Annotated in this window: 1 protein-coding gene; it reads left to right on the top strand. The window is 66.4% G+C overall.

All coding sequences use genetic code 11. The features are described from left to right. Positions 1-259: FtsW/RodA/SpoVE family cell cycle protein (locus tag COI44_RS23745; protein ID WP_179887245.1), on the top strand; the 259-nt coding region annotated here is incomplete at both ends.

Raw genomic sequence — 259 nt, 5'->3', positions numbered from 1 at the left:
GCGGCATGTTCGGCCGGGGCTGGCAGCACGGCACGCAGTCGCGCCTGGACTTCCTGCCCGAGCACACCACCGACTTCATCTTCGCGGTGTTCTCCGAGGAGTTCGGCCTGGTCGGCGTGGCCGGCCTGATGCTGCTGTACGCCTTCATCATCGGCCGCTGCCTGTGGATCGCCATGGAGGCGCGCGATACCTACTCGCGCCTGCTGGCAGGCGCCATCGGCATGAGCTTCTTCGTGTACGTGTTCGTCAACGGCGGCAT

The organism is Bacillus sp. AFS088145 (genome assembly GCF_002564465.1).
Classification (GTDB): domain Bacteria; phylum Bacillota; class Bacilli; order Bacillales; family Bacillaceae_G; genus Gottfriedia.
This window is presented reverse-complemented; position numbering and strand designations above follow the sequence as displayed.